Source organism: Nostoc sp. CALU 1950, assembly GCF_051172895.1.
GTDB lineage: Bacteria > Cyanobacteriota > Cyanobacteriia > Cyanobacteriales > Nostocaceae > Nostoc > Nostoc edaphicum_A.
On sequence record NZ_JBDNJQ010000214.1, the window covers coordinates 1 to 12,575 of the forward strand.

Genomic DNA, 12,575 nt, shown 5'->3' on the forward strand with positions numbered 1-12,575 from the left:
GGAGTAGACATCACACCTCGTTTAGCAATTTCGATTGGGTCGGTAATATGTGAAACTTCAGCAGTTAAATTGAGATTAGTTACAGCTTCTTTAGCATTTGCTTCTAGCTGTTGGCACTTTTTGCAGCCTGTACCCAAAATTTCAATCTTGATAGCATTCATGACATAACTCCTTTTTGTATTCTCTAATTCAGTTCTCTCTCTACTGAATCCAAGCGATACGCGCAGCGTAAAGCCTCTGGCTTATCGCTACCGTTTCTTAACTGACCCCACGCCCCGTCCAGATTCCCGAACTTGAGGAGAGCCAATATACTCTATTGAACCCACGCCGGATACAGTCGCATCTAACTGCTGGCTGACATTAACCACAGCACTCCCCACGCCGCTATTGCGAACCGTAGCCTGCTTAGTTTTGAAATTCTCACCTTGGAAACTTCCTACCCCGGAAAGATTGAGTTCCAGCACATCGACACTTCCGGCTATCGTCATGCTACCCACCCCATCAAGGGAAATCGACAACTGTTTACCTTGGATATCCTTTACCTCAACACTACCAACACCATATATATTCAAGCTCTCTAGGCTCTTCACCTCCACAACAAACTCAATGGGCTTGGTGGGATTCATATTGGTATCTTTGATGATGGTGAGATACAGAACATTGTCAGCTACACGACTTTCTAGCAACGGCAGAATGTTGTCGTCGGCGGTGATCGTTAGGGATTCTTTTCCCGTCTGCTGTATCGTGATTTTACCTACGGATTTACTAGAAATGGATGAAAATCGACCTACTTCTCTAGATTCTGTCTTAACTATTCCAGAGCCTCTAAGCCCACCCAAACTGAGAGAGCAGCCTGTGAACAGGCTCAAAGCTGTTAAACACACAACCAAACCGTATAGCTTCGATTTCATTGTTTTGAATGCTACAAGCGTTGATCAAATAAAAGTGGTTTTTTCATGGGTGCATTTTGATGGCGATCGCAGCTTTCAATTAACGCAATATCCCTAACACCAGGATTGTTCTCCCGGAGGATTGTGCAGTAACTCCCGAATATTGGCTTCGATCACCCGATAGCCCACATTGCCGTTGAGTCTCTGCCGTCCTTCATTAAAAATTAGGGTGGGGCTGACTGTAACTGTATGCTCTTTGACTAGTTCAAAATCCTGGGATAGTTTGGCATAAGCCTCACCACTATCGATTTGAGCTTGGATAGCTGCGATCGGTAGTCTTAACTCTTCCGCAATTCCAAATTGCACCTTGCGGTCAGAAACGTTTGCCAGTTGAGTAAAAAACGCCTCCCGAAATGCCCAGGTTGTTTTTTCAAATACCTGTTGAGTTGGCTCTACTAAACCCTTTGCTTCTAGTAGTTGAATTGCATGGAGAAACAAATGACAGGATGTCGATGAAGGTGGTGTAACGTGAGTCCAAATATCAGGATGAACGGTGATGTGATCGAACTTTTTCACAACCTCTTGGACATGATTGCTGTATCCTTGCAAACCACCGCGATCGCGCCATCGGTTCTCTAGCTTTTCACGAGCAACACCAAAGACAGGGACAAAGTGCTGTGCGATCGCAATTTTGTCTTCAAAGGTTGTTTTCAACTCATCCAAACGAATCTGAGCAATATAAGCCCAAACGCAGAGAACATCGGAAAAGTAAAAAATACGAATCGGTTCCATATCACTTCATCCTTAAACCCACCAGGGCTTCTTTCCAGTGCGAGGATCAGTTTCCGTCCACGGCGAGATTAAAATGCTGTTATCGATCACTACAACCTGGACAATCTTGAGCGGTAGAGGAGCCGGGCCACGCACCACCGCACCATCTGGGGCATAGCGGGAACCATGACAGGGACATTGAAACTGCTGATCTAGGGCGTTCCAGGGGAAGGTACAACCAAGGTGAGTGCAGTTATCAACAAGCCCGATATGATCGAGGGTGTGATCTTCTTTGACAATCAGATAAGTGGGTTCTCCTGCCAAACCTGCAATCAGGGCGCGGCTTTGGGGCGGTTCAGCCAGAATTTGCGAGGCGGGGATTTGTTTCCCTAGAATATCTTTAGCAAGAATAGCACCTCCCACTCCCGTTTTTTCGCCTGGAGCAATCAAGAATTTGGCAGCAGGATAGAGCGCAGCACCAGCTGTAGCAGCAACAGTTGCTCCGGTAATAAAGTTGAGCAGTTGCCGTCTTGATAGGGATGGACTTTCGATTGGAATACTAGTATCCATTATGGATCTCCTTAAAAGTTGATGAGTGAATCCCTTTAAGGGACTGACAAATAAAAAACATCCCAAATTCTCTTGTGGGATGGGTATCCGCACTACGTTCCGCTACGCGAACACCTGTCCCATATTCAGGGCGGGCAAGATACCCCACAAGATGGATAATTTATTTTTTGAAAGTCCTTAAAGTTGATTGTTGATCTGGCTGGTATGAATTCCCAGGAGGCTATAAAGACCGCAAAATCCTACTAAAGCTGTCACCAGCAATACACTACCTGCAACGACAAGACCAATACCCAATCCTGTACTGCTGTAAGGGAATAATCCTAGATAAAACAACGCTGAAGCCAACAACAGACGGATCAGGCGATCTAACGAACCAACATTCGTTTTCATATTCATAACTGTAATCTCCAATATTGAATGGGCTACAAAACCCTTAGAAAAATCTTGAATGGGCTGCAAAACCCTTAGAAAACCCTTGGTGCAATTATGCAAGAAGCAACTCTCAAGGGATTGCAATTTTTTCTGATCTTCTCTTTCATTATAACCCCTAAATTACTAGGAATTTTTAATATCAACATTTATATATTTCTAGTGCAATTCATACAGTTTATCCAGTATTCAAACATGATTTCAAACAACAGGATGCCATACTTTTTTTGTGATTAATTCTCCATAGCTAATTTGGAAATACCTATTATGAGTTCGGAAAGTTTAGCGGCTCTCAAGCCTTATCTCAGCTTTTTTCACCCTGTTACTATGTGGATCTTGCTGATCGTTGCACTCTATGCCATGTACTTGGGTGTGCAAGTTCGACGAACGAGGCTGGCAGACGGAGATATCAAGAAAGAATTGGTCAAAGGTCGGTTCGCCATCCGGCATCACCAAATTGGCTCCATACTCCTGGCGCTGATGGTAATGGGTGCGATCGGGGGAATCACTGTTACCTACCTCAATAATGGCAAGATTGTGATTGGCCCCCATCTGTTTGCAGGGTTAGGGATGGTGGGGTTGATTTCTACTTCTGCGGCGCTGGTTCCCTTTATGCAGAAGCATGACTGGGTTCGCAGCATCCACATTTCACTGAACCTGATTCTGTTGGGATTGTTTGGCTGGCAAGCTGTGACAGGGGTGCAAATTGTGCAAAAGATTTTGAGTCAGATGATGAAGAATAGTGCAGCATAAATAGTATTTATCCTACAGAACCAACGATTTATGTCGGCATCCGAGATGAATCGTTATTAATCTGCGATCGCGCGATCGCGCTCAGTAAATTGAGATGGAAAAGTTACATTGAAAATAATCATATAGCGCTATATGATTATGTTATGACATATTAAAGTAGTTAAATAAACTAGATAGCAATATCTAGTCAATCGCACCCACTTATTCACAGGAGATGCCCTATTAATTGGGTGCTGTAGTAGTGGATATTCTATTTAGATATTTTTGCTTGAAGAACAGTTTAATTTTTAGGAAAGGCTATTTATGACAAACCAACTTTCTACTCATCTGCAATCAATCAAAGCTGAGACACTCAAGCAGTGGCTCGACCATAACCAAGCGATATTAGTAGATGTACGGGAGCCTTCAGAATACGCCGCAGAGAGAATTCATGGAGCTAAATCAGTTCCATTGTCTCAATTTGATATTAACCAGATTCCCGTTGAAACAGGCAAAAGCCTAGTGCTGTGCTGCCAGACTGGAAATCGATCTGCTCAAGCTGCTAAGAAACTCTTAAACAATGGTGTAGAAACAGTAATTAATCTGGAGGGTGGACTAAATGCTTGGAAGCAGTCGGGCTATGCCACTCAGATTAATATAAATGCCCCCATTAGTATGTTTCGGCAAGTACAAATTGTTGCTGGTTCACTTGTTTTTGCCGGGACAATTCTAGGAGCATTTGTATCGCCTTGGTTTCTAATTCTTAGCGGCTTTGTCGGCGCGGGACTAGTGTTTGCTGGGGTATCAAATACCTGTGCGATGGCTGCCTTACTAGCAAAGTTACCCTATAACCAACGGGGACAGTCGTAGTCATCGAAATTTTGATTGTGTCGCCGTCGAAGCAGATTATTTAAAACTAACTAAATGGGATTCGATTGGCGGCTCCAATGGTAACGCCAACCAAAGCCAAAGGTACAGTAAGCAAACAAGTCCAGGGATGACGACTGCTAAAGCAACTGTGACAATCCGTACTCCTTGAACTGGCAGTTTCCAGCGCTGTGCGATCGCTGCACACACTCCTGAAATTACTTTGTGGCGACGACTACGGTAAAAAACAGCAGTTGGTTTGTCTGAACTATTTACTTTTGTACGCGATGGATTAACTTTTACAATTAAAGAAATAATCAGTCCCATAGAACCCAAAATAGCCGATGGGATGGTAAAAATTGCCAACCAATGGGCAAAGAACATCCCTGTAACTAGTTCTCCAAGCCAAGAAGGGTTAGGACAACGAAAGATGATAGCTTCTGACTGACAACCAAAGTGTTCAGCCAAACCCATTCCTCCCCAAGCTAGTAGGAGGGGTAAAATCCCGTAGAAGATGATTATGCCAAGCAAAACAAAGTGCCAACGAATTGAAAGCGATCGCCAAATTGCGATCGAAGAAAGCGCTGGGCCAACAAACAACAGTATCAAAATGAAAGGATAGTAAATCATTTATAGATTTTCTTGCATAGGTTTTTTTGATTTAGATTGATTAACTCGTTGAGGTCGATTGAGAAACTTTAACTGTTCAAACCAAAGTAGAGCGATCGCACCACCGCCCAAACAAATTGCCAGGTCGATTGGGTGTAAGAAGGAGAAGCTAAACAATTGACGCAAAAATGGGACATACAACCCGATCACGAGAAAAGCCATTCAACTTGATATTAAATACCAAATTTGAAGAACTCGTGAATCAGGATAAACGTTTATCCTGATTCACTTCCAGACTGGCTTCTTCACAAGCTGATAAGCTGGAAACCCAATTCTGTGAGCAATTTGCTTTCGCAGTTCATCTTAATTTTCACTGACTGCTAACTCCATCAGTGGTTCGTCCACTTATTTCACTCTCGTGGATGCGGTAGATTGCGATCGCTTCTGAACGTCCTTCAGCATCAATCCAAGTTCGATTGATCGCAGGTGACAGCGTTGTATTGCGCTCTTTGATCAGGTGCATTGCGCGATCGATGTCTGAAGGCTCGGTGAGGCGCGAGGCTCGACCATTCACAATCACGCTGCGCCAATGAAGGGGCCCATGAATTTCTTCAACCTGTAGGCAGATTTCTGGATTCGCATCTATGTCGTGAGTCTTCATGCCGACCGTTGTAAATAGGTAGATGTCCTCTTCTTCGAGATAATAATACATCGGCATTACGTAGGGTTTGCCTTCGTGTACGCAGCCAAGATGACCGTATCCTACTTGGTGTAGTAGTTCGTGTATTTCTTTTGAACTCATTTCATCAATATCTAACATTAATATTCTCCTAAAGATTCAGTTGATTAGTAGTATTGAAGAGAAATAGTCCACACTTTACATCTGTTATTAGATGGAGTGCAGATGTGAAACTTAATGAAGTTCGTCTAATGAATTGCAAAAATCTTCAACAGCTTGGATTTGATAATCATGCTGCACACAAATCTGCCTCGTTGAGTAACACCATCGTTTCTGCACCAACTCTGCAAAAATGAGGCTCTATATCTAGAGGCATTTCAATGAGATAGATCCAACTTTCAGATTCGGATTTGTAGCTTTGCACAAGTCCTTCTCCACCCAAAAATCTTACTCGTTGGGTATGATGAAAAAAATAGTCATTTTGATGAACTTTTTACTCATAAATAAGACTCCTCTGATTCATTGTTGATACTCGACTAGACCAGATGGTGCAAGCGACTCAGACGCTTTGAGTAACTTTTCATCACCTCTACGGCAAACATGGGTGTTTCCTGAACGGCAAAGAGAAACTCTTCCTTATTAAGGAAAACTAGTTTGGTATCTACCTTGGCGATCGCTGTGTAAGTTCTATTTTTAACTCCTACAAGTACCCCAACATCAAAAACTTCGCCCGTCTCAATGGTTTCTACAATTTTGCCATTGACTAATATATCTATCTCTCCTTCGAGAATGCCATACATTTCATCACCAGGCTGTCCTTCTTCAAAGATGACTTGTCCTGCTGAAAATACTTTAGGGTCGGATTGTTTTTGAAAGATACTGACTGTTAACACAGGACTTAGCATTAGAGCAACCCCAAATTATTTGTTTTTAAACGAAACCTTTATATAGCTTTAGGTGAACCCAGAAAAGTATACGGTGTTCTGTAGATTAACTCTCGAACTTCGCAATTTTTCTGATTAGTTTCCTGACTCTTCATTAAAACATAAAGCATCAAATACTTCTTGTATCTTGCTAGGTAAATAAGCTCAATTTTATCTATCACTTTTGACTGTTTTAGGAGAATTTGTATAACTTATACATAAACTAAAACATTTACTCAAACATAATATTTGACCGTGAAATGTTATACTTATCCTAGGCGAAAATTATCATCTTTGCACAAAATCTCAATCGCGTTTTTGGTTATTTTCACGCCGTGGTGGATCTAAATCTTGACTCGAACTGTGGCGCGTCTCCATGTTGTTCTAGATCATCCCAAAGAAGAACTGACCCAAGTGCGGTCTGATCTCCAATCTGCAAATCTATGAAATTGAACAATACATAAATTTTTGAATAGGCTATGCGTGGTTGTGCATTTCATGGCGACTTTGCGATCGTGGAGATTTCTCAGCCCAGCACAACAAGACCTTGCTACATGGTCTTTGGTAGCAATAGTGGATTTTGAGGCAGTCTAGTTCCAGCTTATACTTCCTTTGAATCTGCGATGCCGAATAGCCCAACCTAGACATCGCATCAACTAAATACAATCAATTTCTCTCGCAGTTCTCCAGAATCAAAAATTAACGAACTTTGGGGGTTTAAGTCCCCTGCCTCTATAGGCAGCCCGTTTTGGGTCGGGGTCTAAATCCCCGGACGCGACGCTCCTGCGTCGCTAACGCTGCGCTATCGCAGACTCGCTAACGCAAAACGTAATTGCGAATTGCGAATTGCTTTAATAGCCAATGTCTAAAATCAAGTATTTCTATTCTCTAGCAATCACAATATCATTAGATTTAATGACTGCATAAGCTTCTTTTCCCTCAGATAGTTCCAACTCTTCTGCAGAAGCTCTGGTGATAATAGAGGTTAATTCTACTTTATGAATAATCTCCAGAGTTACCTCACTATTAACTGCTCCATAAACAACTCGTTTAACCACACCTTTAAGAATATTGCGAGAGCTAACTTTTAGTGATTTCTTTTGAATACTACTTTCTATGTCAGGCTTTTGAGTGTAATAGATATCTTCCTGTTTTTCCTGCTGAGTTGGTGGTGATATTGGTGTTGAAGAGTGCTGAGTGAGACTACGCACAAGTTCCCGCAGAATCTCAGTCTTGGTGCGTTGAGAGTGTTCGCAGAATTCCTCTAGAATCTTCCGCTCATCCTCTGAGGTTTGAAATGTAACCCATCCTTGTTCTTTTCTTGGCATAATAATATTATCAATTTTGGTTATCTTGGTAAAATTCTACCAAGTATCAATTCTATATCTGGTTTTAGTAATAACATTTTTTTTTAGGATTTTCGGCATTTTTATCGCAAATTAATTAACTAATCTCATATAGTTAACTACATATATATTTATTTTTTTCTAGATGCGAAATATTTTGTTACTTGAAATTGTCTAAATCAGCACTAAATGTTACCAACTAAGATGGTATAATATTGTTCCATAGTATTTGTTGGGATAGCGATGCCTACGGTGGGCTAAGTCTATGCAAGGATAATCTAGCAGAAAATTTTGTTGGCGTAGGCGTAGCCCGTCGCAGACATCGCGTGAGTGCCGTAGGATTATTTAACGTGAGTTCACAACCGGGGGATGAAACACCTAAAATCGCGTTCTCAAGACCTGCGGAGTTTATTTGAGAACAATATCACCATTGAATACGTGGCAGAACCCCTGAAAGCTATGCCAGCTGATGCGGAGGCGAAAGAAGTGCTGCATTGGATGCAGGCACAGAATTTTGATGTTATCGGCGTTGAGACGGGAGATATTATTAGCGGTTATGTAGAACGCTCTAGCTTGATTCCAGGCAAAGAAGGCAAATGTAGCGACTATCAACGGGTGTTTCATCCAAAAGAACTAATAGCCATTTCCACCCCACTCATGAAGTTGCTACCCATTTTGCAACAAACTCCGCGATTATTTGTCTTGGATTGCAATCAGGTAAGTGGTATTGTTACCTGTGGTGACTTGCAGAAAGCACCTGTAAGAATGTTACTGTTTGGCTTGGTAACGCTGCTAGAAATGAATTTGCTGCGGCTGGTGCGGATTTACTATCCCCAAGATTCTTGGCAAAAAGTCCTCAAACCTGAACGATTAGAAGTTGCTCAACGGCTATGGCGAGAGAGCCAAGAAAGAAACGAAGCTACCGATTTGTTAGATTATCTGCAATTCTGTGATAAGCGAGAGTTGATTTTAAATCAGCCAGAACTGCTCGAACAACTAGGATTAAAGTCCAAACGGTTTGGCGAACGCTTCCTCAAGTCTGCTGAACAGTTGCGAAACCGATTAGCTCACGCCCAAAATTTAGTTAGTGGTTCCTCTTGGATAGAATTGATTTCTCTAGCAGAGGCGATGGAAACGCTGTTAATTCGTTGTGAAGAAGTTGAGTGAATTTTTCAGCCCTACATAACATTATTTAACCAGTTTATCAAGTCGGTTGCTGTTGAGAAATCTAATAGCGCTTCGCTCAAATCTTCTAATTGAGTTAGAGATAATGCTTCAATCTGCGATCGCAATTCTGGAGCAACTATACCAATTCGCCGAGGAAGTTGGCGCATGACTACTGACAACGCTTCTTCTCGTCTCCCCTGCTCAATTCCTTGCTCAATTCCTTGTCTAATAATTCTTTGATAGACCACAGATTCCTGCATAAGCTCCTCCCGCAATAAGCTGCTGATTAGATTGTTGTCATATTTTAACCCTGCAAGCAACTGAGTACAGGCTGAGATATTTCTTTGCTGGCTAGGTTCTTCAATCATATCTACCTGAGCAGCAACTTGAGAGAGCAAAGATTCAGGGGAATCTGTTCGCGCCAGAACTGCTAAGGGTAGAAGACCAACAGATGCTAACAAAGGAGCGGGGTCTTGCTCCCAAATCCGAATTGAACGGAAGCGATGAACTGTATTAGTATCGGTAAATTGTTCGATAAAAACTGCGTTTGCAGTAGTTTCTTTGAGATAGATGACAACTTGTTCAATGGGATAAAAACTGTATTGCCGACGCAGCCTCGCATAGTAGTCTAGCATCCGAATCGGCATTGGCGGGACTGATACAGGTGCAACTTGGAACTCTAGATGGAGAATCTCCTCTTGGGGATTTAGCAGAATAATGCAGTCTGCTCTAACTGGCTCAACGCTCAACTCAGTTTTGAGGTCTTTAACGTCTGCTGGGGTTCTACCTAACAACCAGGTGGCAAAGCTTTTGGGATACTCTTCTGAAAGATAGCGGCAAACGTTATCGATGGACATTGAGTTTTGAATTAAAACATTAAGTAAGAAATATCACAGTTTGCGATTATAAAATTGATCCTTAACGCGGCTTATTGAGTGAATCACTAACTTGAGTACCTGTATAATTGGGAACCCAACCTTCAGCGATCGCAAAATAGCGTATCCCTTTAAAATTCAACGATGCAGTTGGGCTGCACCAATGCTCAACGCCAGCAGGAATGTAGAGATAGTCTTGTGCCTGAACTAAAAGCTGTACCTGGCTACCATCAGGTCGCACAAAGCCATAAATCATTTCCCCTGCCAACACGTAGAGGGGTTCAGCCGCAGGATGAGTATGGTAACGGCCGTAAGTCGTTATCAGGTGGTGAAGATTGAAGGAACCTGGATGCACATTTAGCAAGTCACACCACAGAGCGCCATTTTCTTGCTGAATAAATTCAAAGACGCTGTTATGGAGTTCTACACAATAACGTTTCTCTGACTCAGTTAAAACGTCCTGGTCTAACAGATTGGGGAAGAGAAGCGATATTCCTGGGTCATAGTGTCTGAGTTGAATGCCAAGAGGCGCAAGTTCACGAGCTATTTCGCCTAAATCGCTCTCAATCGTACCGTCGTCAAGTAGTAGGTTAGCCATGACCAAAAAGACTAATTAACTGTTAAAAAGAGTATACTCAACTTTGAGTTAATAAGCCACTATTCCCGACTGACAAACCGGAGTTTTTGGGAATGGGGCATAGGGCATGGGGCATGGAAAGATTGAGGAGATGAAGGAAATGGAGCTTCAGAATAATTAATGCCCAATACTCATCAACAAAAGAAATTTATCGCCAGAATGATGTTCATTGGTACCACTAGCATCTAAGCTAGTACGGGTGAACTATATATAGCATGGAATGTCTGACTTAATTCTGTTTTGGCATCGGCGCGATTTACGCATTTCTGACAATACGGGACTGGCTGCGGCAAAACGGCAAAGTCCGAAGGTGGTAGGTGTATTTTGCCTTGATCCGCATATTTTAGAACGGGATGATATTGCTCCTGTGAGAGTAACTTATATGATTGGCTGCTTGCAGAAACTCCAAGAGCGATATGCTAAAGCTGGTAGTGAGTTATTAATCCTCCATGCCGATCCTGTACAAGCTATACCAGCTTTAGCAGAGGCTTTAACAGCTAAAGCTGTTTTTTGGAATTGGGATGTAGAACCTTATTCACAAGAACGCGATCGCACCGTCATAAATGCCCTCAAAGAAAAAGGCATTGAGTTTCTGAACCAAAACTGGGATCAAATCCTCAACTCCCCAGATGAGATCCGCACGGGTGGTAATCAACCTTACACGGTTTACACCCCCTTCTGGAAAAATTGGATTACCAAACCGAAGGCTCAACCAGTAGAAACACTGCAAGATGTTGAAGGGTTAACGGAAGCTGAACACAAAATTGCAAAACTTGCAGGAGCGATCGCATTACCCTCGGCAAAAGATTTAGGGTTTATCTGGGATGAACAATTGATTATTCCACCGGGAGAGGCAGCCGCGCAAGAACGATTAGAAGAATTTACTACTAAAGCTATTACTGAATACCAAGAACAGCGAAATTTTCCCGCAGTTGATGGAACATCACAACTGAGTGCAGCTTTGAAATTTGGGGTAATTGGCATTCGCACTGTTTGGCAAGCCACTATAGAAGCACTAGAAAACAGCCGCAGTGAGGAAACAGCAGTTAATATCCGCACATGGCAACAGGAATTAGCTTGGCGGGAGTTTTATCAACATGCAATGTATAACTTCCCCGAATTAGCTGATGGTGCTTTCCGTGAAACCTTTAAGAACTTTCCTTGGGAAACTAACGAAGAACATTTCCAAGCTTGGTGTGAAGGAAGAACTGGCTACCCAATTGTGGATGCAGCAATGCGTCAGTTAAACGAAAGCGGCTGGATGCACAACCGCTGTCGGATGATTGTTGCTAGTTTCCTCACCAAAGACTTGCTAATTAATCCCCAATTGGGAGAAAAATACTTTATGCAAAAGCTGATTGATGGTGATTTATCTGCTAATAATGGCGGTTGGCAATGGAGTGCTTCTAGCGGTATGGACCCTAAACCTGTGCGGATTTTCAACCCAGCTAGTCAAACACAAAAATTTGATCCAGAGGGGGAATATATTCGGCAATGGGTATCAGAATTGCAGTCTGTAGATACCGAATATTTAGTTACTGGTAAAATTCCACCTTTAGAACGTCATGCTGTTGGCTATCCCGACCCAATTGTGGATCATAAAATCCAACAAAACCAGTTTAAACTACGTTATCAACAACAAAAAAATATTAGTGGTGGTGAGTAAAATTGTGATTTTTTAATGTTTATTTATAGTATGTCCGGTTAATCAACCTTCTTTAAAAATGTTTGTAGTCAGGACTTAAGTCCTGATTTTGTAAAGCCTTTTGGGCATAAATGCGCTTACCGCGTAGCGTCTCGGAGAAAGGACTAAAGTCCTTACTACAAACATATAAATATTTTTACGGGCATCATTATTATGTCAGGGTAAGCGCGTCTCAAACGCTATTGACAAGAGGCTTCTGAGGTCTCATTATGATGGGAGCATCTCAGCTTTACTAGAACATATGAACTAGTAAGTGGGGGTGAAAATCACCGAAAATAAAGGAATAAATTAACCCCCACTGAATCAACAATGGAAGCAGCTAATCAGAAAAAACTCCAGGAGCATCTACAAGCCATAGCCAAAATTCTATATCAA

General features: G+C 42.2%; 17 protein-coding genes. 4 read left to right on the plus strand and 13 right to left on the minus strand.

Annotation, left to right across the window (positions count from 1 at the left end):
- The 5 genes from ABF638_RS34045 to ABF638_RS34065 form a co-directional block, all read right to left on the minus strand.
- The coding region (locus ABF638_RS34045) for a thioredoxin family protein (protein ID WP_435027235.1) at nt 1-161 on the minus strand (161 nt) is incomplete at its 3' end.
- Between the two features lie 87 nt (nt 162-248).
- The gene (locus ABF638_RS34050; protein ID WP_435027220.1) at nt 249-911 is read right to left on the minus strand and encodes a GIN domain-containing protein; all 663 of its coding nucleotides are present in this window, start codon (nt 909-911) and stop codon (nt 249-251) included.
- A 93-nt stretch (nt 912-1,004) separates the two neighbouring features.
- Nucleotides 1,005-1,682: a DsbA family oxidoreductase gene (locus ABF638_RS34055; protein ID WP_435027221.1), complete on the minus strand. Its 678-nt coding sequence runs from the start codon at nt 1,680-1,682 to the stop codon at nt 1,005-1,007.
- 12 nt (nt 1,683-1,694) lie between these two features.
- On the minus strand, nt 1,695-2,231 hold the full coding sequence (gene petC, locus ABF638_RS34060; protein ID WP_435027222.1) for a cytochrome b6-f complex iron-sulfur subunit: 537 nt from the start codon (nt 2,229-2,231) through the stop codon (nt 1,695-1,697).
- Nucleotides 2,232-2,408: 177 nt separating this feature from the next.
- The gene (locus ABF638_RS34065) at nt 2,409-2,627 is read right to left on the minus strand and encodes a YgaP family membrane protein (RefSeq protein WP_435027223.1); all 219 of its coding nucleotides are present in this window, start codon (nt 2,625-2,627) and stop codon (nt 2,409-2,411) included.
- A 300-nt stretch (nt 2,628-2,927) separates the two neighbouring features.
- Here ABF638_RS34065 and ABF638_RS34070 point away from each other — a divergent pair, with 300 nt between their 5' ends.
- Together ABF638_RS34070 and ABF638_RS34075 are read left to right on the plus strand one after the other, a co-directional pair.
- Nucleotides 2,928-3,413, plus strand: a complete 486-nt coding sequence (locus ABF638_RS34070; RefSeq protein WP_435027224.1) for a DUF4079 domain-containing protein — start codon at nt 2,928-2,930, stop codon at nt 3,411-3,413.
- A 303-nt stretch (nt 3,414-3,716) separates the two neighbouring features.
- Nucleotides 3,717-4,262 carry a rhodanese-like domain-containing protein gene (locus tag ABF638_RS34075; RefSeq protein WP_435027225.1) on the plus strand — a complete coding sequence of 182 codons (546 nt, stop codon included), beginning with the start codon at nt 3,717-3,719 and terminating at the stop codon, nt 4,260-4,262.
- Between the two features lie 36 nt (nt 4,263-4,298).
- Here the strand turns inward: ABF638_RS34075 and ABF638_RS34080 are convergent, their stop codons facing one another.
- The 6 genes from ABF638_RS34080 to ABF638_RS34105 all read right to left on the minus strand — a co-directional run bounded on the left by ABF638_RS34080 (nt 4,299) and on the right by ABF638_RS34105 (nt 7,798).
- Entirely contained in the window at nt 4,299-4,889 is a 591-nt protein-coding gene (locus ABF638_RS34080) for a PspC domain-containing protein (protein ID WP_435027226.1), read from the minus strand.
- Nucleotides 4,890-5,090, minus strand: coding sequence for a hypothetical protein (locus ABF638_RS34085; RefSeq protein WP_435027227.1), 201 nt, complete (start codon nt 5,088-5,090; stop codon nt 4,890-4,892).
- 148 nt (nt 5,091-5,238) lie between these two features.
- A complete protein-coding gene (locus tag ABF638_RS34090) occupies nt 5,239-5,688 on the minus strand; it encodes a pyridoxamine 5'-phosphate oxidase family protein (protein WP_435027228.1) in 450 nt (149 codons plus the stop codon).
- A gap of 148 nt (nt 5,689-5,836) precedes the next feature.
- Entirely contained in the window at nt 5,837-5,971 is a 135-nt protein-coding gene (locus tag ABF638_RS34095) for a hypothetical protein (RefSeq protein WP_435027229.1), read from the minus strand.
- 112 nt (nt 5,972-6,083) lie between these two features.
- Entirely contained in the window at nt 6,084-6,452 is a 369-nt protein-coding gene (locus ABF638_RS34100; RefSeq protein ID WP_435027230.1) for a Crp/Fnr family transcriptional regulator, read from the minus strand.
- An 899-nt stretch (nt 6,453-7,351) separates the two neighbouring features.
- A complete protein-coding gene (locus ABF638_RS34105) occupies nt 7,352-7,798 on the minus strand; it encodes a TOBE domain-containing protein (RefSeq protein WP_069072724.1) in 447 nt (148 codons plus the stop codon).
- A gap of 387 nt (nt 7,799-8,185) precedes the next feature.
- Here ABF638_RS34105 and ABF638_RS34110 point away from each other — a divergent pair, with 387 nt between their 5' ends.
- Entirely contained in the window at nt 8,186-8,983 is a 798-nt protein-coding gene (locus ABF638_RS34110; RefSeq protein ID WP_435027231.1) for a hypothetical protein, read from the plus strand.
- An 11-nt stretch (nt 8,984-8,994) separates the two neighbouring features.
- Here the strand turns inward: ABF638_RS34110 and ABF638_RS34115 are convergent, their stop codons facing one another.
- On the minus strand, nt 8,995-9,840 hold the full coding sequence (locus ABF638_RS34115) for an Rpn family recombination-promoting nuclease/putative transposase (protein ID WP_435027232.1): 846 nt from the start codon (nt 9,838-9,840) through the stop codon (nt 8,995-8,997).
- A 61-nt stretch (nt 9,841-9,901) separates the two neighbouring features.
- Nucleotides 9,902-10,456 (minus strand): 1,2-dihydroxy-3-keto-5-methylthiopentene dioxygenase, encoded by a 555-nt coding sequence (locus tag ABF638_RS34120; RefSeq protein ID WP_435027233.1) that lies wholly within the window; start codon nt 10,454-10,456, stop codon nt 9,902-9,904.
- Nucleotides 10,457-10,715: 259 nt separating this feature from the next.
- Here ABF638_RS34120 and ABF638_RS34125 point away from each other — a divergent pair, with 259 nt between their 5' ends.
- Complete coding sequence (locus ABF638_RS34125) at nt 10,716-12,161, plus strand: deoxyribodipyrimidine photo-lyase, 8-HDF type (RefSeq protein WP_435027234.1); 1,446 nt, start codon at nt 10,716-10,718, stop codon at nt 12,159-12,161.
- Nucleotides 12,162-12,575: the final 414 nt, after the last annotated feature.

Excerpts from the sequence above, each read along its gene's own strand:
- ABF638_RS34050 (WP_435027220.1), bottom strand. The coding sequence starts at position 911 with ATGAAATCGAAGCTATACGGTTTGGTTGTGTGTTTAACAGCTTTGAGC.
- ABF638_RS34055 (WP_435027221.1), bottom strand. The coding sequence starts at position 1,682 with ATGGAACCGATTCGTATTTTTTACTTTTCCGATGTTCTCTGCGTTTGG.
- petC (WP_435027222.1), bottom strand. The coding sequence starts at position 2,231 with ATGGATACTAGTATTCCAATCGAAAGTCCATCCCTATCAAGACGGCAA.
- ABF638_RS34065 (WP_435027223.1), bottom strand. The coding sequence starts at position 2,627 with ATGAATATGAAAACGAATGTTGGTTCGTTAGATCGCCTGATCCGTCTG.
- ABF638_RS34070 (WP_435027224.1), top strand. The coding sequence starts at position 2,928 with ATGAGTTCGGAAAGTTTAGCGGCTCTCAAGCCTTATCTCAGCTTTTTT.
- ABF638_RS34075 (WP_435027225.1), top strand. The coding sequence starts at position 3,717 with ATGACAAACCAACTTTCTACTCATCTGCAATCAATCAAAGCTGAGACA.
- ABF638_RS34080 (WP_435027226.1), bottom strand. The coding sequence starts at position 4,889 with ATGATTTACTATCCTTTCATTTTGATACTGTTGTTTGTTGGCCCAGCG.
- ABF638_RS34085 (WP_435027227.1), bottom strand. The coding sequence starts at position 5,090 with ATGGCTTTTCTCGTGATCGGGTTGTATGTCCCATTTTTGCGTCAATTG.
- ABF638_RS34090 (WP_435027228.1), bottom strand. The coding sequence starts at position 5,688 with ATGTTAGATATTGATGAAATGAGTTCAAAAGAAATACACGAACTACTA.
- ABF638_RS34100 (WP_435027230.1), bottom strand. The coding sequence starts at position 6,452 with ATGCTAAGTCCTGTGTTAACAGTCAGTATCTTTCAAAAACAATCCGAC.
- ABF638_RS34105 (WP_069072724.1), bottom strand. The coding sequence starts at position 7,798 with ATGCCAAGAAAAGAACAAGGATGGGTTACATTTCAAACCTCAGAGGAT.
- ABF638_RS34110 (WP_435027231.1), top strand. The coding sequence starts at position 8,186 with ATGAAACACCTAAAATCGCGTTCTCAAGACCTGCGGAGTTTATTTGAG.
- ABF638_RS34115 (WP_435027232.1), bottom strand. The coding sequence starts at position 9,840 with ATGTCCATCGATAACGTTTGCCGCTATCTTTCAGAAGAGTATCCCAAA.
- ABF638_RS34120 (WP_435027233.1), bottom strand. The coding sequence starts at position 10,456 with ATGGCTAACCTACTACTTGACGACGGTACGATTGAGAGCGATTTAGGC.
- ABF638_RS34125 (WP_435027234.1), top strand. The coding sequence starts at position 10,716 with ATGTCTGACTTAATTCTGTTTTGGCATCGGCGCGATTTACGCATTTCT.